Here is a 22,877-nt window from a genome sequence, read left to right as displayed (position 1 = left end):
AAAAGATATGAAATTAGCAGCAATACCTATCAAACGTCCCACGATTGTAGTGGTTCTTTTCACCATTCTTATTTTAGGTGGACTTTATAGCTACAGTAGGTTGGGCTATGAATTGTTACCAAAATTCAGCCTCAATTTAATTACTATTTCCACTCCATATCCCGGAGCTTCTTCCAGCGAAGTGGAAAATTCGGTGACCAAGAAAATCGAAGATGCCATCTCTTCGGTAGAAAATGTCAAAAAAATAGAATCGAAATCTTTCGAAGGGCTTTCCACCGTAAGTTTGACCCTGACTTCGGATGCCGATGAGAATGAATCTTTAAATGATGCGCAGCGTAAAATAAATGCGATTGAAAAAGACTTACCGGAAGATGTAGATCCGCCTTCGCTTAGTAAATTTTCGCTTAGCGATTTGCCCATTATCACCATTGGTGCTACTGCCAATATGGAAGAAACCGAATTCTACGATTTACTGGATAAAAAGATAAAACCAGTGCTTTCCAGCACCAAAGGCGTAGGCCAGGTCACTGTAATTGGAGGTTCTGAAAGGGAAATACAGGTAAATATTGATCCTGAAAAAGTAAAAGGTTTCAATCTGACCTTGCCCCAGGTGGTCAGCATTATTTTAAGCTCTAATATTGATTATCCTACCGGAAATTTAAAGACACGGCACAATCGGGTGCTCATCCGTTTATCAGGTAAGTATGAAAATGTGGAGGAGCTACGCAATTTGGTGGTGAGCTCCACCGATGGAATTCAGGTTCGGGTACGCGATATCGCTGAAGTAAGGGATACCCAAAAAGAGGTCAATAAAATTGCCCGTGTTAATGGCAAAGATGCCATTATAATGCAGGTGATGAAACAGTCAGATGCCAATGCTGTAGAAGTGAGCGAAGCCATTCACCGCAGTTTACAAGAAATGGAGGCGCAGTATGCCGGCAATCAGGTAAAATTGCCCGTTGTAGATGACAGCAGTGAATTTACCTTACAAGCTTCTGATGCGGTAATGCACGATTTAATATTAGCAGTGGTATTGGTCGCCGTGGTAATGCTGTTTTTCTTGCATACCATACGTAATGCTTTTATTGTAATGGTTTCTATTCCCGCATCGCTTATCGCTACGTTTATCGGGATGTACCTCTTGGGATATACGCTCAACCTGATGAGTTTATTAGGCCTTTCACTGGTGGTGGGTATTTTGGTAGATGATGCCATTGTGGTACTGGAAAACATTTACCGCCATATGGAAATGGGGAAAAACCGGGTTCAGGCCGCTTATGACGGGATGATAGAAATCGGATTTACCGTTTCTGCAATTACCCTGGTAATTGTGGTGGTATTTCTTCCTATCGCAATGAGTACCGGCTTGGTTTCCGATTTAATTTCCCAGTTTTGTGTTACCGTTATCCTGGCAACCTTATTTTCCTTACTTTCTTCCTTTACCATTGTTCCCTGGCTTTCTTCCCGGTTTGGGAAACTAGGAAAAATCACGGGTAAAAATTTCTTTGAAAGAATCATTTTAAGCTTTGAAAAAGGACTGGATAAATTCACCCATTTTGTAAGTGGTTTATTAAAATGGTCGTTGGTTCACAAAGGAAAAACCACCCTCATTGTGATGGTATTATTTATAGGTTCGTGTTCGCTTTTGGTAATGGGATTTATCGGTGGGGAATTCCTTCCTCCGGTAGATCGCGGACAGTTTGTGGTACAATTGGAACTCAACAAAGATGCCTCTTTGGAAACCACGAATCTGGCTACTCAAAAAGCGGAAAAAATACTGAGTCAACATCCTGAAGTTAACCGCTTAGTCACTACTGTGGGGCAAAGTAGTGACGGAACTGTGGGCACTCAGGAAAATCCTTTTAAATCTGAAATTACGGTAGCCTTAGTCGATAAAGCCAAGCGGAAAGATAAAACCACCGTATTTGCCGCCCAGGTGAAACGGGAATTACAACAAGCCCTGGTGGGGGTGAAAATTAAAACCGCTACGGTAAGTATTGTAGGAGGCGCTGATGACGCCCCGATATCCCTGACCATTACTGCTCCCAATTATACAGATGCCTTGGAATTTTCTAAAAAAGCGCTGGATTCTTTAGCCAAAGTTTCAGGGGCTACCCAAATAAAAAGCAGTGCAGAAAAAGGGAATCCTGAAGTACAGGTTTCCATAGACCGGGATAAAATGGCGGCTTTAGGGATTGGATTACAGGATGTGGGAATGGCTATGCAAACCGCTTTTAACGGCAACACCGATGGGAAATTTCGTTCCGGTGCTTATGAGTATGACATCAACATTAAATACAATGCAGGGCATCGGTTGTCTATTCAGGATGTGCGCGATATTTCTTTTGTGAATGCTGAAGGCAAAAGGGTGAAATTATCACAATTTTCGACTATTACGGAAGGTACTGGGCCTAGTTTTTTGGAACGTCGGGACAAAAGTGCCGCAGTGACTATTTCTGCACAAGCGGCAGGAAGACCTTCCGGCGATATTGCCGCCAATTGGGAAGAAGCTTTTGCCAAGATTCCACGAGAAAATGGCGTAAGTTATATCTGGGGTGGCGATATGGAAAACCAGGCGGATAGCTTCGGAACCTTACTCGTTGCTTTATTAGCCGCTATTATACTGGTCTATCTTATTTTGGTGGTGTTATATGACAGTTATCTCTACCCATTGGTAGTGCTATTTTCCATTCCCCTTTCCTTTATTGGCGCTCTTTGGGCCTTGGCGCTTACCAATAATGCACTGAACATATTTACCATTTTGGGAATCATTATGCTTATTGGATTAGTGGCAAAAAATGCGATTCTTCTGGTCGATTTCACCAATCATCAGAAAGCCGAAGGGCAAGATACTTTTACGGCCCTGGTGAATGCCAATCACGCCCGCTTACGCCCTATTCTAATGACGACCATCGCAATGGTGATTGGGATGATTCCTATTGCCCTGGCCAGTGGTGCCGGTGCTGAATTGAACAATGGATTGGCCTGGGTAATCATTGGCGGACTTATCAGTTCACTGCTGCTCACCCTGATTGTTGTACCGGTAGTTTATGCTGCTTTTGATAAGCTGGCTCTAAAATTCAAAGGAAAAAACCACAATGCGGAGGCCATCAATAATTTGGTCACCTCGAAAAATTAAGGGAATGCCCACACGGCTTAAAGAAAAAAACGAAACGAATAGGATAATCTGGCACAACGATGTATATCAACAAGTATAAAGTAACCGAAATTGCTATCATTGTATGTAGTTGGGTGCTGGCGCTTCTTCTTTTTGCTTATTTAAAATTTGGAGATGGCAATGATGCTTTTTTAACCGAATGGTACGATAAACAACTATTTTTTAATAAGAATATCTATACTGTTGCCCTGGCATACGGCCTTTTGTTGGGATCGCTTTTAAGCATTATACATTTATATGTTTATCCTAGAATTATCCAGACCCCTTCTTTTACCAAAAACATCATTGCGAGGAGCGTATCTTTTTTAGTCTGTTTTAAAACCGCTGAAATTCTTATCGGCTTATTTTACAACGGACTTAATGATTTTCATTTAAGCTATTCCAACCCAAATAGCATTTTAAGAAGCTTATTCCTATACGCTGTAATTATCAATTTTCTAACTGATTTTTTCCTATTAATGCGAAAAAATTTAGGGCCGGGTTACTTTTTCAACCTTATAAGGGGGAAATACTATAGACCCCGGGAAGAAAACAGGATTTTTATGTTTTTAGATTTAGCTTCTTCCACTACAATAGCGGAAAGAATAGGCCATATTGCTTATAGTTCTTTGCTACAGGACTGCTTTAGAGAGCTTACGCCCTTACTACTTAAAAACAAAGCTAGCATATATCAGTATGTGGGCGATGAAGCTGTGATCACCTGGAAAATCAATAAGCATACGAATAGGGAGCTATGTTTAGATTTATTTTTTTCCTTTCAGCAAAGATTACAGGAAAAGAAAGAGGATTTCTGGCAAAAATACCATACTACTCCTTTTTTTAGAGCATCCATCAATGAAGGCAGGATCGTAATGTCCACCGTGGGGGAACTAAAAACGGAAATCGTTTATCACGGCGATGTTCTAAATACCGCCGCCAGAATACAGTCCCTTTGCAAAACTTACAATTCTGCTCTTTTGATTTCTGAAAATTTCTATGAAAAAATCAACGACAAAAAAATATTCCAATTCAAGTGCTTCAATAATATAGCTATTACCGGAAAAAATGAAAAAATCAATATTTATAGTGTAAATCGTAACTAATAATGAAAAATATAAAATGGAAAAATAGTTTGGCCATAGCCAGTGGATTTTTTACAATTGTTTTTCTTTCCATCGCCTTCGCATTGCTGGAAAGTCAAGTATATCCGGAATCCACTGAATTATTTGGCAGAACCGATCTGAACATTCACGAGTGGTATTTACTTCTTTTAAAATTAAGTGCGAACCTTTTTAGTTGTTTTTTAGGCGGGTTGGTCATCGCTTTTATCAGTAAGAAAATCCAAAATATAATTTGGGGCTGTGCCTTTATCACCCTAATTATTATTTGGTTATGGTATAGCACAAAGAATCCAACCCTATTTTGGATGGTTTCAATTCTTGGGATTTTTCCCAGTATGTATTTGGGGCACCGTTTGATAAGAAAAAACTGAGAGATTTTTATCTAATTAGATCAAATCAAAAAGCCTTCAAAATCAATGAATTTGAAGGCTTTTATTAATTAATAGTAACAATATCTTTGAAAAGTTTTTAATCTATCATCTCTACAAATTCATTTAAAGGAAGGCGTACTTTTTTCTGGTTGGCAAAAGAATCCTTCTCTTCATCCCTGTACCCAATAGCCATAATTACAGCGGTGGTTAATCCTTTTTCTTTAAATGTAAGAGCCTGTCAAATTTCTTTGCGTCAAAGCCTTCCATTGGTGTTGCATCAATCTTCAGTTCGGCCGCAGCAATTAATGCCGTTCCCAGAGCGATGTAGCTTTGTTTTATGGCCCACTTTTCTTTTTCTTCAGGCGGCATATTCAATAAACCATTCGATAAACTGGTTTTAAAATCGGTTAAAGATTCCAAGGGAATATTTCTTATAGTGGCAATTCGTTCTATATAATCATCTATGTGCTGTTGGGTTATAGTATTAAATGCTGCAAAAACCAGTAAGTGTGATGAATTTACTATTTGAGGGTTAAAAGAACCTTCGCCAAGTTCTGCTCGTAATTTATCATTCTCAATAACATATAGCCGGTAGGGTTGCAAGCCGGTAGAGGACGCTGATAAATTGATTGCCTCCAGCAGTTGCTCCATATCTTGCTCGTTTACTTTAGTTTCTTTAAACTTTTTAGTGGCGTACCTCCAATTTAAATTTTCTATTAATCTCATAACATATAAATTATTTTGAGCAAATTTACATCACCTTTATTTACATTTGTAACTTTGTGACAAAAAGTAATAGTGACTTTTAAGTAACCAAGTAGCAACTTATGAAACCTAAAGAGGAATTTCACTTAAAACAATGCCGACAAAAAATAAGGGCTATCCACGATACCTTAGATGTGCTTAACGGAAAATGGAAAATTTCTATCATTTCGTGTTTATGCTATGCTCCAATGCGCTATTCTGAATTATTAAAAGAAGTACACGGAATCTCGGGAAAAATGTTAAGCAGGGAACTTAAAGATTTAGAAATGAATAACCTGATTAAACGAAATGTGCTGGATACTCAGCCAGTTGTGGTAAAGTATGAAATTACCGAATATGGTTCTTCCTTAAAAGAACTTACCAATGTAATCGCAGATTGGGGAATAAAACATAGAGAGAAAATAATAAATTCTTAAACCTCCTCATCCGATCAACGAATACAGGTCAAAATCACTTCTTCTAAAAGTTCTACATCCAATCTGAGATAACCTTATCCTAAAAAAGCCATATCTTCTTCTGAAAGCTGAATATCAAGTGCTTTTATATTTTCGTTGAAATGAGCCAGCTTAGAAGTTCCGGGAATGGGTAAAATCAATTCGTGATAGTGTAATAACCAAGCTAGATTTATTTGTGCGGGTGTGGCATTGTATTTCTTTGCAATCTCGGCGATTTTGTTTTCATTCTTAGGCAGGGAATTTTGCAAAGAAAAGAAAGGAATCATTGGAATATTATTTTCTATACAGATATCCATCACCTCCTGCATTCCCCTTACTTGCTGACCGTAAACTGAAAAACTACTACGTTGCCCATAACCAAATGCATTTTCTACACTTGCTACATTCCCCATAGAAAGCGCTGTTTCCAATTCTTCTGGCGTAACATTACTTACCCCTACGTGCAAAATTTTCCCTTCCTTTTGCATTTCAAACATCGTACTGAGTGATTCTTTAAAAGGGGTATCTGTTTCAGGCATTACGCGAAAATGTACCAGCGGTATCTGTTCAATTTTCAGTGTTTTTAAATTATTCTCAATACTTGTCCTTAAATTTTCAGGTTTGTCATACACTCTCCAGCTCTTATCTGCTCCCCTCGTGGCACCCACTTTTGTACAGATTACCAAATCTTTTTGATAAGGATATAAAGCTTCAGCAATAAGCCTATTGGTAACATCGTCACCATAATAATCGGCCGTATCCAGAAAATTAATCCCGTTCTCTAAAGTTGCTCTTAAAATACTCAGCGCTTCTTCCCTGTTTTCAGGTTCACCCCAAACTTCTGCGCCGGGAAGTCGCATAGTGCCGTAACCCAATCTTTTTACCGTTAGCGGTTGTGAAGTATTCGCACCAATGGTAATTGTTCTTCTAGTATTCATTTTATTTTCGTTTTTATGTTAATACTACAAAGGTGTGATAACCGTGGTTGAAAACAGTTGCCATTTGGCAAAAACGTATTTTAATGAATATTTTTTCTAATCCTGCTTAGGGAGGATTGGGTGATCCCTAAATAGGAAGCGATATAGGAAAGGGGAATGCGATTAGCAAGGCTTGGAAACTTTTCTAAAAAAGACAAATAACGCGTGGTAGCATCTTCAGCAACCAGAGAACTTCTCCTGTCCATCTTTTTCATTATAGCGTTATGAAATATCTTATTCATAATTTTATCCCAATCCAATATCGTATTAGAGAGCTCTTTCCATTGTGAGGTTGAGAATACAATCAGTTTACAGTCGGTAGCTGCCTGAAGATATTCTGTGAAGGTTTCGTTGGGATATGGATTTGCTACAAAGTGGTTTTCTTCTAAAAAATATTTTGTTATTTCTTCTCCTTTGTTGTTGTAATAGCAAATTCGCAAAACCCCTTCATTCACAAAAGCAACTTCGTTAAAGGGTTTACCTGCTTCAGCAAAATATTCGTCTTTTGGCAGGGTGGTTTCTGTTGCATTTTTTGCAATCAGTTCAATTTGCTGCCGATTTAAATTGCCGAACTGTAAAATGTATTCAATGAGTTTTTCCATTTTGTAAAGTTAATCATCCTGGCTGTGGCTGTATTTGTCATTTGGTAAAATAATAGATACTAATTAATGAAGTTATCTGCACATTTGTCTATTTGCGACAGGTACATAAAAAAACTCGTATAAGAGTACTAGTTTTTTTATAGAATATGAAGTCAAGCCATTTATCGCTTTTTTTACCGGAGAACGATAAAAGTTAGTTTTCTAAGAAGGGATAGTCAATATAACCCTGCTTGTTACCACCAAACATCGTTGCCCTATCCGGCTGGTTAAGCGACGCATCTTTTTCAAAACGTTTGGGCAAATCTGGATTGGCCAGGAATAATGTCCCGAAGGAAACCATACTTGCAATGCCTTTTTTAATTTCTGTTTCTGCTGAAGCTTTATCATATCCTGCATTTGCTATAATTTTTTGACGAATTTTACTGCCAAAGAATTCAATCTCATCTTCAGAAGGATAATGCGAAGGCGAAGGAAAATTAGGGTTGCGTCTCATCAATTCTACATAGGCAAACTCTAGTTTGTTCAGTTCTTCAATCAAATAAAGGTAGGTACCCGCCGGATCATCCAGAATTATGTCGCCGTATGGGTGGAAGGGTGAAATTTTTATTCCTACTTTATCGCCTCCGATTGCATTAATGAGTTCCTGCATTACTTCCAGCTTAAAGCGGGTTTTGTTAGGAATGCTTCCACCGTAATTATCCGTTCTTTGATTAGCACTTTCTGCCAAAAACTGGCTGGGCAAATAGCCATTGGCAGCGTGAAGTTCTACCCCGTCAAAGCCTGCCGTAATAGCATTTTTAGCTGCCTGCCCGAAATCTTTTATGGTTTGCTTTATTTCATCTACAGTAATTTCCTGGGGTATTTCATAATCTTTCATTCCCTGGGATGTAAAATGTTGCATAGTTTTTATTGGAAGTGGAGACGGCGCAAGTGGTAATTTCCCGTTTCTGTCTATTGAATGCGCTACCCTACCAGTGTGCCATAGTTGGGCGATAATAACTCCCCCTTTCTCGTGAACTGCCCTGGTTACTTTTTTCCAGGCTTCTATTTGCTGATTAGTAAAAATTCCCGGGGTAAGCGGGCTTCCAGTAGCTTCTTCACTTATCCGGATGGCTTCCGTAAAAATAAGTCCAGCACTCGCTCTTTGGGTGTAATACTCAACGGTCATATCCCCCACTACTCCGTGAATATCTGCCCTGCTTCTGGTCATCGCGGCCATTGCCATTTTGTTCTTTAACTCTAAATTTCCTAAATGTATTTTCTCTAAAAGTTTCATTTTTATTTATTTTTAATTGTTATTATTTATTTACACTACAAAGATGCGATGATGCTTTCCCAAAAACTTGTATCAAATCACTGTTCTGAGATTGCTCCAGTGCTTTAGTGGTGCAAATTCCCACTGTACATTCCCCCTTCAAAATATGGTGCATCTAGTTGTGTAATGAAAAGTAGGATGTCGCTAGTTTCATCTGCGAAGAATTTGGGGCGATCACTTTCGATTAAAACGCTTTCGCCTGTTTCAAGAGTCATTTTATTCTCAACTTCTATTTTTCCATCAAATACATAGAACAAAAACACGCAACTTTCAGCTGGTGGGTTGGGTAGCGAGATTTCCTTTCCTTTTTCCAGCCTTAGGTCCATAAGCCAGGTATTGCTTCTTATTTGCATAGGATAGGCTTCACTTTTACCTGCTATTTTTCTCCATTGATTGATGCTATAGGTATTTTGTAGCCGGTGAAACTGTACTTTTGGTTTTAAGCCTTCCACCTGCGGTCTTAAAAAGATTTGTAGGCCTTCCAGGATATCATCCTCTTTCAAGGTTCTTTCTTGATGGTAAAAACTGGAACCTGCATTCATCATCATCAACCTTTGATTTGAAATGGTTTCAATATGTCCTTCAGAATCTTTGTGTTTTACTTTCCCACTTCGTAAATAGGTAAGTATCTCATCATCCTTATGGGGATGCATAGGGATGATTGTGCCCGGGGTAATTCGGGTGTGATCAATTCTTCCGATGGTAGAAAAGCCACTGTCATTTAATTCGGGCTTCACCAATCCAGGATATAAGATCTGTATTCCGAAGCCGCCGCGCTGTTTACCATATTTAATGGTATTGTCTATTTTAGTTAACATTTTTCAGGTTATTAATTGATTATGTATGGGAAGAGCTCCTGTGAAGGATTATTTCAATGCACTTCTACGACAACTTTCCCCACATATCCGCCCTTCTCTGCATATTGGTAGGCTTCTTTATACTGAGCAAATGGAAATACTTTATTGACTTCAATCTCTACCCCCTTATGTATGCTATTTAATAAAACCTCTGTCTGTTTTGAAGATGGGCTGGCTAGAATAACGATATGTTTTTTTGAAGTAAATAAATTGTTTAAAAATGAAATTGGGATTTCAAGTGGAGTTGGTATTGCATTTAAGAATTTACCTTTTGCTTTCAGTATTGATTTGGCATTTCTATAGCTCATTTTACCTGATAAGTCAATCACAATATCATAGGTTGTTTTCTGTGTGAGTACATTTTCCTTGGTATAATCCATCACCGTATTTGCTCCCCATCTTTTTGCAAACTCAATTCCCCTGGTACTTGCAACGGCCGTCACAATAGCATCCCTTTCCTTTAATAACTGAAGTAAAAACATCCCAAAACCTCCTGTAGCTCCGTTCACTAAAACTTTTGTTTTTGATGTGATGTTTCCCATTTTTTTTAATGCTGTAACTGCAGCGGTACCTACTATAGGAATAGCTGCCGCTTTAGCAAAGCTGATGTGCTCAGGTTTCTTCCATACCAATGCAGCGGTTACAGCAACATACTCTGCCGATACTCCTTCTTTCATAAAGTTTTTAACTACGCCAAAAACTTCATCACCTTTTTTTAGATTACTAACCCCGATGCCTACTTGTTCTACGATTCCGGCAAAATCGGCTCCTGTATGTTTAGGGAATTTTGAGCCCGACATTAATTTCATATTCCCCTTTCTAATTTTCCAGTCCATAGGATTAATAGAAAATGCTTTCACTTTTATTAGAACCTGACCTGCCTTTACGGTAGGTTTTAGCTGATCTATGAGTTGTAAAACATCTATACTTCCGAATTGATTATAAACGATTGCTTTCATAATATTACTTTATGGTTTAAAATGATAGTACAAAGTTGGGTAGAAAGACCCGGGCAAACTTGTATCAAATCACTTTAGTGCACGGCTGTAGATTTTTTTTTCAGTTTACTTTCATCTACATCCTGACAAAAAACCTTCGCCACCACACTTTTTACCAAATGATAAATGATTTGAAATTGCTATGTTTACTTTTGTGTAATGGAGGAATTTATCGCATACCTTTTACAGTTTGGACACTTGAACTCTCGGCAAATTGACTTGATTTCAAGCAAATCAAAGGTCATAGATCTAGATAAGGACGACTATTTCGCGGAAGCTGGAAAAGTGCTCCACCAAGTTGGTTTTATCATTGACGGGGTACTTCGTATTTGTTATTACAACAACAAAGGCGAGGAAATCACGAAGATTTTTATGGAAGAAAACCATTTACTCTATAACTTGAAAAATGTGCCTTCTACAGAATATATTCAAGCGGCCACCCCTTGTAACCTATTGGTATTTTCTAATAAGGATTTGGAAGAAATTTCAAATACTATAATTGCCTGGGATAGTATCATTCAGAAAATTGCAAATAAAGCGCTTGTCCAAAAATTGCAAGGGGTTAGCCCTCTTGTCTCCCAGGATGCCACTACACGCTACTTGTAATTTTTACAAAAATACCCCACACTGGCCAATCGCATCCCTTTATCTTATATCGCTTCCTATTTAGGAATTACACAACAATCCTTAAGTAGAATTCGGAAGAATATCCGTTGAAGTACTATTTACCAAATGGTAAATGGGTTCATTTTTTTATACGGGAACTTTGTCCTGTAACTTTTAAAAATAAAGAAAAATGAAAAAGACCATTTTTATCACAGGGGCTTCATCAGGATTAGGAAAAGAAACAGCAAAATTATTTGCCTCACAAGGCTGGACAGTGATCGCTACGATGCGAGAACCGGCAAAAGAAACTGAACTTACACAAATTCAAAATGTTCATCTTTTAAAATTAGATATCAGTGATGTCAAGCAAATAGCTCAGGTTGCAGCAAAGGCAGAAGCCATAGGTCCGGTAGATGTGTTGTTGAATAATGCCGGATATGGTTTAATGGGACCTTTTGAAGGAACCACTGATGAGCAACTAGCCCAGCAGATTAACACCAATTTTTTAGGAACCATACTGGTCACTAAGTCTTTTCTTCCTTATTTGAGGGAAAGAAAAAACGGAACAATCATTAACGTAACATCTTCAACAGCCAATATTCCATATCCCTTTGTGGCTGTTTACGCGGCAACCAAAGCTGCCTTGGAAAAGTGGACAGAAGGTATGAGTTATGAATTGAACAACTTCGGAATAGCTATTAAAACCATTGTACCTGCTTATATGCAAACCAATTTTGGCAGTAAGTCTCAATTGGTTTCACATCCAGATTATCAAGAACTTTTTGATGAATATATAAAAGCGATGCGGGCAGATGCTTCCGCTAAGCGGGATACACCCGAAAGCATTGCCGAGGTCATTTATGAGGCCACTCAAAACAACGATAAACAATTGCATCATACGGCCGGCGACCTTTCTACCAAAGAGTATCAGTGGCTACGAAAAGAAGGTATAGAAGAAATAATGAATAAAATGAACCAACGCTTTTTTGAATAAGAAGTTTAAAATCATCTTGATAACAATTACCTAATTAAACTAGGTAAAATAGTTATATAACCCGTAGTGCATTTAGGATAAATTAATTTTAATGTTGTTTATATTCCTGTTATAAACGAATTGATTTAGGTATTGTATAATTGTTAGTGCGGTAATCTTGGAAAGTATCCTAGTTTTAAACCCTTCGAAAGATTTGGCATAATTTCTACGGATCATAAACTGGTCACATAGCTGAGAGAATAGTGTTTCTATCCTTTTACGGGATTTTCTGAAAATATAAGGCTGCTGTTGATAGTTATATTGATTCTTTCTCATAGGGGTTGATAATTTGATGTGATGCTTATCAAACAGGCTAAGCTGTATATCGGCAGACAGATAGCCTTTGTCCCCAATAAGCAGACAATCATTTAACTGCATCTTAATGTCTTTCAAATAGTGAATGTCGTGTACAGAGGCAGGACTAATATCGAGGCTTTTAAAAACCCCTTTTACAGAACATACCGCATGAAGTTTATAGCCATAATAAGATGTTGATTGCGTAGCACAATATCCTTTATCAGGAGTGCAATACGATTGCTCTTTACAAATTTTCGAGCGACCACTACGGGATAATTTACATACTTCTAAAGGCATACTATCGACAATAAAGCAATCCTCAAACTCGTTGAAAAGATCGGATAATCGCTCCCTAGTAAGCTCTATGGCACCAAACAATTTTCTACGTCTACGGTTATAAACACTACGCTCTATTTTTACAGATAATTTTTCAGGAAGTATCCGAAAAAGCTGATGTTCACTATCTATGCTCATAAACTCGGATGTTAAATTGATGGCAATTAATTCTTTATCTGTAAGTTTTGGTTTTCTTATTTGGTGTAAGAAATTGGATTTTGGCTCAATATTATTTAAAACCTCTAAAATTTTGTCGTAATTTGTTTGAAAGTTGTGCATGGAATTGTTTGTGTGATAACTACAATTTTACTGCTATTTAGCAGTTTGCACAACTTTTTATAAATGCACTACGGGTTTATATAGTTTATTTTAAATGTATTCTCCCAAAATCTACCTTAGGTGGATTTTGGGATTTATTGCTCATTAGGGACAACGTTTAAATTAATAATAGATCTGAATTAAATCACTATTTTGTTTTAAGGCTTTGGGAGGCATCCCAAACATTTCGTACATATATTTATTCAATTGCGGAAGATCGTAAAAGCCGGTATCGTAAGCAATATCCGTAAGGCTTCTCTCTTTATCGGAAAGCGTAAGATAGATGGCCTGTCGTAATCTGGTCCATAATAAATATTTAGACAGGCTACTACCGGTTTGTTGCTTAAAGAGCGATGCTAAACGGGAAGGAGAGAGAAAAACAATTTCGGCAAAGGTTTGGGGTGTAATATCAGATTGAAAGTAATTTGCCTTGATGTAATCTACTATTTTTGTCACCCTTTCATCATAATCTGTTGAGGGTAATTTTGCAATCAAGGTATCAATAATCTTTTTAAGGTCTAAACTTTCTCTTTCAGTTCCGAAAAAAGTATTGGTTTCTGATGGTGAATTGAAAACTATATAATCTTCGTTTTCTTTAAACCTCCTTGCCAATTCCAAACCTATAGTTGAATAAGGCTCAATGTTTAAAACATTAATAGTTCCATTTTCGGCAATACAAAAATGACTTACGTGTGGTTTTATCAAAAAACCGTGAATACGTTCTTTTAAATTCCCATCAAAAGTAGAATTAAAAGGAGTATCGTTGGACATTACAATTTGATATGCTGAATGATGATGAATTTCAACGGTTAGGTTACGGGCTATTAAGGCAAGGATGAAAGGATTCATTGATAATGAATTAGTATGAGCTAGTGTAGTAAAGCTATTTAAAATCTTTTAATCGAAGGCACATAGTAATTATAATTTATGGGCTACTATCAATTAAAAGGACTGTCGATTATAAAATAATTACTAATAGTTGAGTAATAATTCAATTTATATTCTAACTATATTTTGATTTTACAATCAATATTAGCATTTATAACACGATACTATTTTTAAATAGTATCTTGATATTTTATTTCATTCAACTAAAACTTTTTTATATTTGTAACCAGTTACGTAAATAAGAACATATATGAATTTTGATAAAATTGGACCAATAGCCCTAGGGAGCAGATTAAGAGCCTTAAGCAATACCGTAACCGAAGATGCCCAACAAATCTATCATCTTTATGATGTTGAACTGAAACCAAAATGGTTCCCCATTTTTTATTTCCTCTCTACTCAAAAGACTGGAGAATCCATTACATCCATTGCCAACGAAATAGGGCAATCTCATCCATCTGTTATCAAAATTGTTCGGGAAATGTCTAAAGCTGGATTAGTAGCCGAAAAAAAAGACAAAACAGATGGACGGAAAAACAATATTCTATTAACTAAAAAAGGAATGGATATCACCTCTAAAATTCAAACTCAATATACTGATGTGGAAAGTGCTTTGAACGATATTTTAGCACAGACAAAGCATAATATCTGGCTGGCTCTGCAAGAGTTTGAGTATTTATTGAGTGAAAAATCGCTTTTTACACGAGTTGCAGAGCAAAGGAAGATTCGAGAATCCTCGCAAATAGAAATCGTTGATTATTTACCGGAGCATCACTCCGCATTCAAACAATTAAATGAAGATTGGATTACCAACTATTTCAAAATTGAAGAAGCCGACAGAAAAGCTTTGGATAACCCACAAGAATACATACTGGAAAAAGGTGGGAAAATTTTGGTCGCCCTTCAGAATGATACCATTTTAGGCGTTTGTGCCCTTTTAAAAATGCAAGACGAAAAATACGATTACGAATTAGCTAAAATGGCAGTTTCTCCCAAAGCAAGGGGAAAAGGTATTGGACTCCTTTTGGGTAATTCTATTATCGAAAAAGCCAAATCACTAGGTGCATCAAAATTATACCTTGAAAGCAACACCATATTAAAGCCTGCTATATCGCTCTATGGAAAACTCGGATTTAAAAAAGTTGTAGGACATTCCACGCCTTACGAGCGGTGTAATATTCAAATGGAACTTCACTTAAAATAACGAAAAATGCAATTTGAAAATAAAATAGCAATCGTAATAAAAGATGACTTATTGGACTGGCAGAAATTAAATGTAGCATCTTTTTTGGCAAGTTCGGTAGCCATTCAATTTCCTGAAACCCACGGAAGGCCTTTTGTAAATGCTTCGGCATCTGAATATCTACCTTTTATCAAACAGCCTATTCTTATTTACAAGGCTGATGACCAAGCTCAAATTGATAGAACCTTTTCAAGGGCCAAACAAAGGGAGTTAAAAATTGGAATATATACAGAGCCACTTTTCGCAACCAAAAACGAAGATGAAAACCATATCGAAATCAGTAAGTTCACGGACGATAACCAAACTCTTGTAGGAATCATAGTATATGGTAAAAAAAGAAAAGTGGACAAAGCGCTAAACGGAATGAAATTTCACAAATAAACAATTTAATATTATTTATTCTTCATCATCAATTAGAACTTTAATAATTTTCTTTCAAATGTAATAATATAACTGGGTTTGAATCCTGTAACCTTAACCCTTCAGAAAAATCGAACCGTTTATAAATATCTTATTATTCATAGTTTTAATAGAAAAATACAAGAATTTTTAAATAAAAGATGGAATTAAACAAAAAAAGAATACTAAAATAGCATCCTTTTTTGTGAACGATATGGTACAGAACTCGAACCAATTAATAGAAGATTTAAAGCTTTTAGCTAATATTTTGGCTGCTTAACAACTGATAGGGGATTTTTAAATTACTAAAAAACAATATGTTATATATAATTAGTGAATTAATGACCCCATTGTGGTTCCTATTGCCCCTTTATTGCCCCTTTGGAGGTATTTTTGTCTCTTTATTGCCGCTTTGTAGAAACAATAATTTTATCGTACTATATTATAGCCTTTTTAATATTGAAATTTCTATCATCCGGATTCAGATCTGCATCATAAAACTAAAAAATTAAACTGTCTTTAATACTCCAGAATCTGCTCTTACCGAAGCTCCATTGGTAGCAATAGATAACGGACTTGCCAAGTAAGTTACTAGGTTAGCAATTTCTTCAGGCTGGATAAAGCGCTGCAATAGAATATGCGGATTAGATTGTTGAATAATGGCTTTTTTCATTTCTTCAACCTCTATATTTTGATTAGAAGCTATTTGCTCAACTGCTTTGGAAACGCCATCAGAATAGGTTGGCCCGCCCAAGATGGTATTCACGGTAATTTCTGTTCCTTGGGTGAGTTTGGACAGTCCGTTGGCCACCGCTGAAAGAGCTGCTTTAGTCATCCCATAATGAATCATATTTTCAGGGACATTAACGCCAGATTCACTACTAATAAAAATGATTCGTCCCCAGTTTTTTTGTTGCATCTGTGGTAGCAGTTTTCTGGATAGCCGAACGGCACTCATCACATTAATCTCGAAATAGCGGTACCATTCGGCATCAGGGATTTTTTCAAATTCGGCGATATCAAAAATACCCAAATTATTTACCAGAATATCAATTTCGGGTAGCTTCTCAAGTAATCGGGAAACTTCATCTTTGTTTTGAAAATCTGTGGCTATGTCTGAAATTTCAGCTTCTGAAAATTGTTTCTCAAGCTGTTTTTTGGCCTTTTCAGTTTTCTCCTTATTTCGTCCATTGATAATGACCGAAGCGCCTTCTCTCAAAAGTTGCTGTGCGATGGCAAATCCAATGCCCTGCGTTGAACCGCTAATAAATGCTTTTTTTCCTTTAAGTTGTAAATCCATTATATGCGTATTTATATTTGTAATGATCGTTCAAAAAATGAATAAAAAAATTTAATCGATGATCTGTAGTTGTAATTCGATCTGCTGCTGGAGAATCTTTTTATCAGGATACATCCTACGCAGTGAATTAATGCCACACCATAAGCTAATTAAATGCTTTGCCAACACATCTGCGGGTATTTTGGATTGTAAGCTCCCGTTTTTCTGGGCTTTAAGAATCGTTGTTTTATAAAGGTTTTCCGTTTGCTTCAATATGTTGATTGCTTCTTTTTCCAGTTCTTCATCTACAAATGACATTTCGACTAAGGTATTAGCAATAATGCATCCTTTAGCGTGTGATTTTTGAGGTTCTGAAGCTAGACTTAAGAAAAAATCTTTGATGAGTTGAACAGGGGCCTCGCTACTTTCCAGTTTTATTTTAAATGTCTTAAAGTCTTCTCTTCGTTGCGCCAGTGCTTTTTTAAAGAGTTCCTTTTTTCCACCCTTAAAGCTGTTGTACAAACTTCCGGCGCCGGCTCCCGTTGCTTTGCTCAAATCTGATAAAGAGGTAGCACTATAGCCTTTTTCCCAAAATACTTCCTGAGCTTTTAAGATCAATTCCTGATTTTTATAGATATGAGGACGTCCTTTCATTTTTTGTAATATTCGTTACAAAAATAAAAATCTTTTTTTAAATACCAACAGCGCTGAAGATTTTACCAGCATAGCGAAGTGATTTACCAATCCGGCTAACTGCTAGCGATTGAAAATGTTGACTTTTGAATGTTCATTTTTAAAAAGTCAAAAGTTATGAATGAAAGTATAAAAGATAAAGTAGTCGTGGTTACCGGAGCCAGTAGTGGTATCGGAAAATCGATCGCCATTCAGTTGGCATTAAAAGGAGCAAAAGTTGTTTTGGCCGCCCGAAATGAGAAAAAATTAATACGCATTAAGCAACAGATTCTTAAAGAAAATGGAGTGGCCGCATATGTGGTTACCGACGTTACTAAAAAGCAAGATCTTATGGAATTGGTTGATATTGCCATCAAAAAATACGGTCAACTGGACGTAATGATTAATAATGCCGGGATAAGTCAATTGAGCCGATTGGACGAACTGGATGTTGAAGGATGGGAAGAAATGATAGCGACTAATTTAAACGGAACCTTATACGGAATGGCTGCCGCAATTCCCATTTTTAAAGGGCAGGATTCGGGGCATATTATTAATATTATTTCTACGGCAGGTCTCAAAATAACGCCGACAATGGGTGTCTATTCAGCAACAAAAAATGCGGTCAGGACTCTATCTGAAACGTTTAGACAAGAATCGGATGGAAAAATTCGTATTACCGGAATTTCCCCGGGATTTGTTGATACTGATTTTGCTACCAATATAAAGAATGAAGAAATGCGAACAGCTATTTTAAAAAGCAGGGACGAAATAGCGATTCCTCCTGAATCGATTGCCGATTCAGTTATTTTTGCTATGGAACAGCCTAAGGAAGTGGAGATTGGGGACATTGTTATTCGACCAGCTGTTCAGAATTAAAATCGTATCTTCAAATAATGGGCGAGCATCATTCAGAAATAAAACAGTTTAAAAGTATCCAGGCGTTGATGGACTACTTAAAACTGCCTGCACCCAAACATCCGTTGTTTACACTAGTTGATTATCGTAAAAGTCCGTTACTTTCTGTGGAAAGTCAACAAAAATTAGTGCTGGATTTTTATAAAATCTCTTTTAAAAGCGAATTTAGCGGAAAAATAAAATATGGGCAGGACTTTTATGATTTTGCTGAAGGAGGGCTGGCTTTTTTAAAACCTGGTCAAATCGTAAGCCCTAATAGTGATTTGAAAAGTTATGAAGGTTATGCGCTATATTTTCATCCTGATTTTATTCGGAAATCCCCTTTGGGCAATGCAATGAGAGAGTATGGTTTTTTCTCCTATGAGGTAACAGAAGCCCTTTATTTGTCAGCCAAAGAGAAGTCCATTATTCAACAATTATTTGAAACGATACAAGCAGAGTTACACGAAAACATTGATCAATTTAGTCAGGACGTTTTGGTGTCGCAACTCATCTTATTACTGAATTACAGCAAACGTTTTTACAATAGGCAATTCATAACCCGGGCAACTTCCAATCATCAACTCATTCAAGCATTGGATGAGTACCTGGAAGATCATTTTCAAAATAAAAATGCATTTGCTAAGGGCTTTCCTTCCGTACACTTTATCAGTAATCATCTTGGCGTGTCACAGCGCTATTTAAGTGATTTGCTACGCGTACTTACCGGTAAGACGACGCAACAATATATTCAATATCATATCATTGAAAAAGCAAAAAGTTTGTTAGGGACTTCAAGTCTTTCGATTTCAGAAATAGCCTATATACTGGGCTTTGAACATCCACAATCCTTTACCAAATTATTCAAATCTAAAACGAAAATGACCCCTTCAGAATATAAAAGCAGTGTTTGAATAATGGTAAAAATTGCTACATAAAAAACAGGACTTGTAACAATAAGTCCTGTTTTTTTATTTTAGAAAGTGCATATACTTTAAACAACCTTTCGCATAAATTTTTCAATTTCATCGATGATTTCATCACCACATTCTTCCATTGCAAAATGTCCGGTATCATAAATATGATATTCGAGATTTTTGACATCCTTTTTAAAACCTTCGGCACCGCTTTCAGGGAAATACTCGTCATTTTTACCCCATACCACCAGTACCGGTGGTTGGTGTTCTCTTAGATAAGCCTGCCACTCAGGATATTTTTTTAAGTTGTTCTGATAGTCAAACCATAAATCGATATTCACTTTTTTGGCGTGAGGACGTTGCATTCTCAGATAATCGAGATGCCAGCAGTCAGGATTGATTAATTCGGCATTTTGCGTACCGTGCGTATAGTTCCATTTTAAGCCTTCTAGGCTGAAAGCGTCCAATAAGGCTTCTTCATTTTCCTGAGTGCGGTTAGCCCACAGCTCTTTAATCGGTTTCCAGGCTTCTCCAATACCTTCTTCGTAAGCGTTTCCATTTTGAGTGATAATAGCTGTAACCCTTTCTGGATGAGCAATCGCAATCCTAAATCCTACAGGGGCTCCATAATCTTGCATCACCATAGCGTAGCTGTTAATTTCCAGTTGTGCTAAAAAGCGATTGATCGTTTCTGCAATAGTATCAAAAGTGTATTCATATTGATCAGGGGCAGGAAAATCACTCAGCCCAAAACCCGGATAATCTGGCGCTATCACGTGATAGGTATCGGCCAGTCGATTAAAAACTTTTCTATACTGATGGGCAGAGGAAGGATAACCGTGTAATAATAGTAGCGTTGGTTTATGAGGATCTCCTGCTTCACGATAGGCTATCTTGATTCCGTCTACAAGTGTTGTCTTAAATTTTGTCTTTTCCATTTTCATTGTTTTAAGATTAATTTTAAATTACCGAACGTTCGGTAAAATTTATAAGTAAAATTTTTTATCTCAGATATCTGCTTGTAATTCGTTGTAATGCCTCATCAAAAATTTGAGGATTATTTAATGCTGTCGTCAATATGAGGCTACCCTGGATATCGATCATCGACTGATAAGCATATGATTTAGCGGTTTTTGAATCCAGCTCTAGTTCTTCTCCAATGGTTTCAAAAGCCTTTAACCACTCCTTCATTCCTTTTTCTATCTGAAGTCGAAATAAATTAATGCCGGTTTCCATTGAAAGCGCACGGAAGATACAGGTATTTTTTCCGTCATTGTATAACACCTTTATTTGAACCATCGCATTTTTTAATCGGATTTCCGGTGAATGTTCGCTATTACGAAGTACCTGAAATACATTCTCCCCTACCCACTTGGCCAGATGCTCTAAAACGGCTTCGGCCATTTGTTTTTTTCCTCCCGGAAATCGATGATACAAACTGGCTTTTTTTAGACCTGTGGCAGTGGCCAGATCTTGTAAACTTGCGGCTTCATATCCTTTGGACTGAAAAATCTCGGTTAATCCTACAAGTACATCTTTGTCCAGTGTTTTTTGTGGTCTCATACTACAAAACTATAAAAAAGATAGTTTTTTACCAAACGTTCGGTTAATTCAGGTTTATACTAAGTTACCGAGATATTCCTGATTTCAAAATACATTAGACCTAACAAAAGGAAGCTTCAATAAACTTTAAAGATATTCTTAGTTCTGTTTCCAATTACTGATACAATTATAGTGAATACTATTTCTTGCATTTAGTTTCCCTTCCTGAAGGTTACCGATTCTTCATTTTAGGTTTTTGATTCCCTACCACGCCGTACAGTTATTCTTTTTTTGGTTGCAAAACACCAACATTTTGGAGTTGAACCGCACTGCATAAGCCGCTCCCCTACTCGCTTTTATAAGTCCTTATCAATCCAAAATATTGAAATCGTGTAAGCATCAAAAAAAGATAACAGCTATACGGCGCTATGGGAAGTAAATCAAAACAGTTTAATATGAAATCATCAATAACATATCGATCCGGAAGGGAAACTAAAAAAAATCAAAAAAAGAAAAACGCTACCGGATATAATAAGTAAATCAATTTTTTTAATCAATGTGTAACCGTCTGTCTTTAAAGGCAGACCTCTAAAACTTTTAATTATGAGTAATCTAAGAAACAAAGTACAGTTAATCGGAAACGTAGGTCAAGAACCTAGCACCACCAATCTTGACAATGGCAAAAAAGTAGCCCGCTTATCATTGGCGACCAATGAGAACTACAAAAACAATAAAGGTGAAAAGGTACAGGCGACTTCCTGGCATACCGTGGTAGCCTGGGGAAAGACTGCTGAAATCATTGAAAATTATGTTAGCAAAGGCAAAGAAATTGCCGTAGAGGGAAAATTAACTTCCCGTTCCTATGAGGATAAGGAAGGAGTGAAACGATATGTTACCGAAGTTTTAGCTTCTGAAATCCTATTATTAGGTGGTAACGCTTAATTCTGAAAAACAAAGAGGGTGTAAACCGTCGAAAGTCCCACCCTCTTTTAATTATTAACCCATTAAATAAGCTAATAATGAAATACAAAGTTAATGAAATAAAGATCAGTTACCGGGAGAAAGTTGCAACACTAAAATCTGACCCGATTAAAAGTTCTAAGCACGCAGCGAAATTACTTTATAATAATTGGGATAAGGGAACTATAGGTTTACAGGAAAGCTTTAAAATCCTGTTATTGAATAATTCCAATAAAGTGAAAGGGGTTTACCCCTTATCCGTTGGAGGTATTACAGGTACTTTAGTTGATATTCGCATCCTTTTTGCGATTGTATTAAAAACCTTATCTGTGGGAATCCTGCTTGCCCATAACCATCCAAGCTATAAACTTGAACCCAGTGAAGCGGACAAACGATTGACCCGTAAAATTAAAGAGGCGGCACAGCTTTTTGATGTTAAAGTCTTGGATCATATCATTATCGTTCCTAATGGGGACTATTATAGTTTCGCCGATAATGGATTGTTATAATTTAAAATTTCGATGATGGTCTATTTGAATTATACCAACCTCGATAAGGAAACACAGGAACGTTTGCTCTCGATGTCAAAAGAAGAAGTTGAAAATCGTTTCGGAAAGCAATTAAAGAACGATGCCCAACAACACTACATTAATTACGATACCTTGTTGGAAGAGGAAGCCATACGAAATCTATACAATTATGATTTTGTATTCAATATGTAACCACTAAACAACATCAAACAAGCCCTTATTAAATGAGGGCTTTTTCTTTTGCCCATTTCTTTTAAATCGTATCTTTAGATTATTGATTAATAACACTTTGGTCATTACCTTTTTAGATTTGACTTTCCTTAAATGACCAATCCATAAAATAATAAAGGCGTTCCGCTTTAG

Annotated in this window: 25 protein-coding genes; 13 read left to right on the top strand and 12 right to left on the bottom strand. The window is 36.9% G+C overall.

All coding sequences use genetic code 11. The features are described 5' to 3' along the window. Window positions 1-7: 7 nt before the first annotated feature. From QWY91_RS18610 to QWY91_RS18600, 3 genes are read left to right on the top strand one after another with little or no spacing between them, the layout of a single operon-like run. A complete protein-coding gene (locus QWY91_RS18610) occupies window positions 8-3,139 on the top strand; it encodes an efflux RND transporter permease subunit (protein WP_290236999.1) in 3,132 nt (1,043 codons plus the stop codon). Window positions 3,140-3,198: 59 nt separating this feature from the next. Continuing rightward, window positions 3,199-4,260 (top strand): adenylate/guanylate cyclase domain-containing protein, encoded by a 1,062-nt coding sequence (locus QWY91_RS18605; protein WP_290236998.1) that lies wholly within the window; start codon window positions 3,199-3,201, stop codon window positions 4,258-4,260. Between the two features lie 2 nt (window positions 4,261-4,262). Beyond that, window positions 4,263-4,649 carry a hypothetical protein gene (locus QWY91_RS18600; protein ID WP_290236997.1) on the top strand — a complete coding sequence of 129 codons (387 nt, stop codon included), beginning with the start codon at window positions 4,263-4,265 and terminating at the stop codon, window positions 4,647-4,649. A 207-nt stretch (window positions 4,650-4,856) separates the two neighbouring features. Here the strand turns inward: QWY91_RS18600 and QWY91_RS18595 are convergent, their stop codons facing one another. After that, window positions 4,857-5,375, bottom strand: a complete 519-nt coding sequence (locus QWY91_RS18595; RefSeq protein WP_290236996.1) for a nitroreductase family protein — start codon at window positions 5,373-5,375, stop codon at window positions 4,857-4,859. Between the two features lie 101 nt (window positions 5,376-5,476). Here QWY91_RS18595 and QWY91_RS18590 point away from each other — a divergent pair, with 101 nt between their 5' ends. Beyond that, window positions 5,477-5,830 carry a winged helix-turn-helix transcriptional regulator gene (locus tag QWY91_RS18590; protein ID WP_290236995.1) on the top strand — a complete coding sequence of 118 codons (354 nt, stop codon included), beginning with the start codon at window positions 5,477-5,479 and terminating at the stop codon, window positions 5,828-5,830. Window positions 5,831-5,904: 74 nt separating this feature from the next. Here the strand turns inward: QWY91_RS18590 and QWY91_RS18585 are convergent, their stop codons facing one another. From QWY91_RS18585 to QWY91_RS18565, 5 genes are all read right to left on the bottom strand, one after another. Further along, window positions 5,905-6,786, bottom strand: coding sequence for an aldo/keto reductase (locus QWY91_RS18585; RefSeq protein WP_290236994.1), 882 nt, complete (start codon window positions 6,784-6,786; stop codon window positions 5,905-5,907). A gap of 80 nt (window positions 6,787-6,866) precedes the next feature. Then, the gene (locus QWY91_RS18580) at window positions 6,867-7,427 is read right to left on the bottom strand and encodes a Crp/Fnr family transcriptional regulator (RefSeq protein ID WP_290236993.1); all 561 of its coding nucleotides are present in this window, start codon (window positions 7,425-7,427) and stop codon (window positions 6,867-6,869) included. Between the two features lie 193 nt (window positions 7,428-7,620). After that, entirely contained in the window at window positions 7,621-8,703 is a 1,083-nt protein-coding gene (locus QWY91_RS18575; RefSeq protein WP_290236992.1) for an alkene reductase, read from the bottom strand. A 104-nt stretch (window positions 8,704-8,807) separates the two neighbouring features. Beyond that, window positions 8,808-9,560 (bottom strand): pirin family protein, encoded by a 753-nt coding sequence (locus tag QWY91_RS18570; RefSeq protein ID WP_290236991.1) that lies wholly within the window; start codon window positions 9,558-9,560, stop codon window positions 8,808-8,810. Between the two features lie 53 nt (window positions 9,561-9,613). Beyond that, window positions 9,614-10,558, bottom strand: a complete 945-nt coding sequence (locus QWY91_RS18565) for an NAD(P)-dependent alcohol dehydrogenase (protein ID WP_290236990.1) — start codon at window positions 10,556-10,558, stop codon at window positions 9,614-9,616. A gap of 198 nt (window positions 10,559-10,756) precedes the next feature. Between QWY91_RS18565 and QWY91_RS18560 the strand changes: the two genes are divergently transcribed. Both QWY91_RS18560 and QWY91_RS18555 read left to right on the top strand, forming a co-directional pair. Then, window positions 10,757-11,203 carry a Crp/Fnr family transcriptional regulator gene (locus tag QWY91_RS18560; RefSeq protein WP_353958657.1) on the top strand — a complete coding sequence of 149 codons (447 nt, stop codon included), beginning with the start codon at window positions 10,757-10,759 and terminating at the stop codon, window positions 11,201-11,203. A gap of 190 nt (window positions 11,204-11,393) precedes the next feature. Continuing rightward, complete coding sequence (locus tag QWY91_RS18555; RefSeq protein ID WP_290236989.1) at window positions 11,394-12,197, top strand: SDR family oxidoreductase; 804 nt, start codon at window positions 11,394-11,396, stop codon at window positions 12,195-12,197. Window positions 12,198-12,269: 72 nt separating this feature from the next. On the opposite strand, the gene QWY91_RS18550 is transcribed toward QWY91_RS18555, so the two are convergent. Then, window positions 12,270-13,148, bottom strand: coding sequence for an IS982 family transposase (locus QWY91_RS18550; protein ID WP_290236988.1), 879 nt, complete (start codon window positions 13,146-13,148; stop codon window positions 12,270-12,272). A 162-nt stretch (window positions 13,149-13,310) separates the two neighbouring features. Then, on the bottom strand, window positions 13,311-14,036 hold the full coding sequence (locus QWY91_RS18545; RefSeq protein ID WP_290236987.1) for a helix-turn-helix domain-containing protein: 726 nt from the start codon (window positions 14,034-14,036) through the stop codon (window positions 13,311-13,313). Between the two features lie 289 nt (window positions 14,037-14,325). On the opposite strand from QWY91_RS18545, the gene QWY91_RS18540 reads away from it, so the two are divergent. Continuing rightward, a complete protein-coding gene (locus QWY91_RS18540; protein WP_290236986.1) occupies window positions 14,326-15,279 on the top strand; it encodes a bifunctional helix-turn-helix transcriptional regulator/GNAT family N-acetyltransferase in 954 nt (317 codons plus the stop codon). A gap of 6 nt (window positions 15,280-15,285) precedes the next feature. Continuing rightward, window positions 15,286-15,699 carry a DUF2000 domain-containing protein gene (locus QWY91_RS18535; protein WP_290236985.1) on the top strand — a complete coding sequence of 138 codons (414 nt, stop codon included), beginning with the start codon at window positions 15,286-15,288 and terminating at the stop codon, window positions 15,697-15,699. A 526-nt stretch (window positions 15,700-16,225) separates the two neighbouring features. Here QWY91_RS18535 and QWY91_RS18530 read toward each other — a convergent pair. Together QWY91_RS18530 and QWY91_RS18525 are read right to left on the bottom strand one after the other, a co-directional pair. Continuing rightward, window positions 16,226-17,017 (bottom strand): SDR family NAD(P)-dependent oxidoreductase, encoded by a 792-nt coding sequence (locus QWY91_RS18530; RefSeq protein WP_290236984.1) that lies wholly within the window; start codon window positions 17,015-17,017, stop codon window positions 16,226-16,228. A gap of 51 nt (window positions 17,018-17,068) precedes the next feature. Next, window positions 17,069-17,650: a TetR/AcrR family transcriptional regulator gene (locus QWY91_RS18525; RefSeq protein WP_290236983.1), complete on the bottom strand. Its 582-nt coding sequence runs from the start codon at window positions 17,648-17,650 to the stop codon at window positions 17,069-17,071. 156 nt (window positions 17,651-17,806) lie between these two features. On the opposite strand from QWY91_RS18525, the gene QWY91_RS18520 reads away from it, so the two are divergent. Both QWY91_RS18520 and QWY91_RS18515 read left to right on the top strand, forming a co-directional pair. Beyond that, window positions 17,807-18,547 (top strand): SDR family oxidoreductase, encoded by a 741-nt coding sequence (locus tag QWY91_RS18520; RefSeq protein ID WP_290236982.1) that lies wholly within the window; start codon window positions 17,807-17,809, stop codon window positions 18,545-18,547. A 17-nt stretch (window positions 18,548-18,564) separates the two neighbouring features. Further along, window positions 18,565-19,479: a helix-turn-helix domain-containing protein gene (locus QWY91_RS18515; protein ID WP_290236981.1), complete on the top strand. Its 915-nt coding sequence runs from the start codon at window positions 18,565-18,567 to the stop codon at window positions 19,477-19,479. An 80-nt stretch (window positions 19,480-19,559) separates the two neighbouring features. On the opposite strand, the gene QWY91_RS18510 is transcribed toward QWY91_RS18515, so the two are convergent. Further along, window positions 19,560-20,420: an alpha/beta fold hydrolase gene (locus tag QWY91_RS18510; RefSeq protein WP_290236980.1), complete on the bottom strand. Its 861-nt coding sequence runs from the start codon at window positions 20,418-20,420 to the stop codon at window positions 19,560-19,562. A gap of 64 nt (window positions 20,421-20,484) precedes the next feature. Beyond that, window positions 20,485-21,045 (bottom strand): TetR/AcrR family transcriptional regulator, encoded by a 561-nt coding sequence (locus tag QWY91_RS18505; protein ID WP_290236979.1) that lies wholly within the window; start codon window positions 21,043-21,045, stop codon window positions 20,485-20,487. A 582-nt stretch (window positions 21,046-21,627) separates the two neighbouring features. Here QWY91_RS18505 and QWY91_RS18500 point away from each other — a divergent pair. The 3 genes from QWY91_RS18500 to QWY91_RS18490 all read left to right on the top strand — a co-directional run bounded on the left by QWY91_RS18500 (window position 21,628) and on the right by QWY91_RS18490 (window position 22,706). Further along, the gene (locus QWY91_RS18500) at window positions 21,628-21,966 is read left to right on the top strand and encodes a single-stranded DNA-binding protein (protein ID WP_290236978.1); all 339 of its coding nucleotides are present in this window, start codon (window positions 21,628-21,630) and stop codon (window positions 21,964-21,966) included. Window positions 21,967-22,043: 77 nt separating this feature from the next. After that, complete coding sequence (locus QWY91_RS18495; RefSeq protein ID WP_290236977.1) at window positions 22,044-22,493, top strand: JAB domain-containing protein; 450 nt, start codon at window positions 22,044-22,046, stop codon at window positions 22,491-22,493. Between the two features lie 15 nt (window positions 22,494-22,508). Then, the gene (locus QWY91_RS18490; RefSeq protein WP_290237131.1) at window positions 22,509-22,706 is read left to right on the top strand and encodes a hypothetical protein; all 198 of its coding nucleotides are present in this window, start codon (window positions 22,509-22,511) and stop codon (window positions 22,704-22,706) included. The last annotated feature ends 171 nt before the right edge of the window (window positions 22,707-22,877 follow it).

The sequence above is a fragment of the Zunongwangia endophytica genome, from assembly GCF_030409505.1.
Taxonomy (GTDB): domain Bacteria; phylum Bacteroidota; class Bacteroidia; order Flavobacteriales; family Flavobacteriaceae; genus Zunongwangia; species Zunongwangia endophytica.
The sequence above is the reverse complement of the archived record's forward strand: the minus strand, read 5'-3'. Positions and strand labels throughout refer to the sequence as shown.

Excerpts from the sequence above, each read along its gene's own strand:
- QWY91_RS18610 (WP_290236999.1), top strand. The coding sequence starts at position 8 with ATGAAATTAGCAGCAATACCTATCAAACGTCCCACGATTGTAGTGGTT.
- QWY91_RS18605 (WP_290236998.1), top strand. The coding sequence starts at position 3,199 with ATGTATATCAACAAGTATAAAGTAACCGAAATTGCTATCATTGTATGT.
- QWY91_RS18600 (WP_290236997.1), top strand. The coding sequence starts at position 4,263 with ATGAAAAATATAAAATGGAAAAATAGTTTGGCCATAGCCAGTGGATTT.
- QWY91_RS18595 (WP_290236996.1), bottom strand. The coding sequence starts at position 5,375 with ATGAGATTAATAGAAAATTTAAATTGGAGGTACGCCACTAAAAAGTTT.
- QWY91_RS18590 (WP_290236995.1), top strand. The coding sequence starts at position 5,477 with ATGAAACCTAAAGAGGAATTTCACTTAAAACAATGCCGACAAAAAATA.
- QWY91_RS18585 (WP_290236994.1), bottom strand. The coding sequence starts at position 6,786 with ATGAATACTAGAAGAACAATTACCATTGGTGCGAATACTTCACAACCG.
- QWY91_RS18580 (WP_290236993.1), bottom strand. The coding sequence starts at position 7,427 with ATGGAAAAACTCATTGAATACATTTTACAGTTCGGCAATTTAAATCGG.
- QWY91_RS18575 (WP_290236992.1), bottom strand. The coding sequence starts at position 8,703 with ATGAAACTTTTAGAGAAAATACATTTAGGAAATTTAGAGTTAAAGAAC.
- QWY91_RS18570 (WP_290236991.1), bottom strand. The coding sequence starts at position 9,560 with ATGTTAACTAAAATAGACAATACCATTAAATATGGTAAACAGCGCGGC.
- QWY91_RS18565 (WP_290236990.1), bottom strand. The coding sequence starts at position 10,558 with ATGAAAGCAATCGTTTATAATCAATTCGGAAGTATAGATGTTTTACAA.
- QWY91_RS18560 (WP_353958657.1), top strand. The coding sequence starts at position 10,757 with ATGGAGGAATTTATCGCATACCTTTTACAGTTTGGACACTTGAACTCT.
- QWY91_RS18555 (WP_290236989.1), top strand. The coding sequence starts at position 11,394 with ATGAAAAAGACCATTTTTATCACAGGGGCTTCATCAGGATTAGGAAAA.
- QWY91_RS18550 (WP_290236988.1), bottom strand. The coding sequence starts at position 13,148 with ATGCACAACTTTCAAACAAATTACGACAAAATTTTAGAGGTTTTAAAT.
- QWY91_RS18545 (WP_290236987.1), bottom strand. The coding sequence starts at position 14,036 with ATGAATCCTTTCATCCTTGCCTTAATAGCCCGTAACCTAACCGTTGAA.
- QWY91_RS18540 (WP_290236986.1), top strand. The coding sequence starts at position 14,326 with ATGAATTTTGATAAAATTGGACCAATAGCCCTAGGGAGCAGATTAAGA.
- QWY91_RS18535 (WP_290236985.1), top strand. The coding sequence starts at position 15,286 with ATGCAATTTGAAAATAAAATAGCAATCGTAATAAAAGATGACTTATTG.
- QWY91_RS18530 (WP_290236984.1), bottom strand. The coding sequence starts at position 17,017 with ATGGATTTACAACTTAAAGGAAAAAAAGCATTTATTAGCGGTTCAACG.
- QWY91_RS18525 (WP_290236983.1), bottom strand. The coding sequence starts at position 17,650 with ATGAAAGGACGTCCTCATATCTATAAAAATCAGGAATTGATCTTAAAA.
- QWY91_RS18520 (WP_290236982.1), top strand. The coding sequence starts at position 17,807 with ATGAATGAAAGTATAAAAGATAAAGTAGTCGTGGTTACCGGAGCCAGT.
- QWY91_RS18515 (WP_290236981.1), top strand. The coding sequence starts at position 18,565 with ATGGGCGAGCATCATTCAGAAATAAAACAGTTTAAAAGTATCCAGGCG.
- QWY91_RS18510 (WP_290236980.1), bottom strand. The coding sequence starts at position 20,420 with ATGGAAAAGACAAAATTTAAGACAACACTTGTAGACGGAATCAAGATA.
- QWY91_RS18505 (WP_290236979.1), bottom strand. The coding sequence starts at position 21,045 with ATGAGACCACAAAAAACACTGGACAAAGATGTACTTGTAGGATTAACC.
- QWY91_RS18500 (WP_290236978.1), top strand. The coding sequence starts at position 21,628 with ATGAGTAATCTAAGAAACAAAGTACAGTTAATCGGAAACGTAGGTCAA.
- QWY91_RS18495 (WP_290236977.1), top strand. The coding sequence starts at position 22,044 with ATGAAATACAAAGTTAATGAAATAAAGATCAGTTACCGGGAGAAAGTT.
- QWY91_RS18490 (WP_290237131.1), top strand. The coding sequence starts at position 22,509 with ATGGTCTATTTGAATTATACCAACCTCGATAAGGAAACACAGGAACGT.